Annotated in this window: 1 protein-coding gene; it reads left to right on the forward strand. The window is 71.8% G+C overall.

Annotated elements, in window-relative coordinates:
- On the forward strand, positions 1–252 hold a 252-nt coding region (locus tag FF041_RS38685), incomplete at both ends, for a hypothetical protein (RefSeq protein WP_194292378.1).

The following is a 252-nucleotide window of genomic DNA, read 5'->3' on the forward strand; positions in this document are numbered from 1 at the left end:
GGCGCCGGAGCTGGCCGCGCTTCCCGCCGCGCAGATCGGCTTCAATTACCTCGGCCGATTCGGAGCCGCCGAAGCACCAGGGCAGGAAGCCCGGACGGGCTGGCCGCTGGCGGCCGAAGCAGCATCCAGCGAAGATGCCCCGCTGGCCCATGCCTTGGAGGCCCTGGGCGTCGTCCATGACTCGGCTGAGGGGCCTGAGCTGACGCTGTCGCTGGCCTGGCCGGAGGCGCTGCTCGATGAGTCGGGTGTGCG

The sequence above is a fragment of the Streptomyces jumonjinensis genome, assembly GCF_009600885.1.
In the GTDB taxonomy this organism is placed as follows: Bacteria; Actinomycetota; Actinomycetes; order Streptomycetales; family Streptomycetaceae; genus Streptomyces; species Streptomyces jumonjinensis.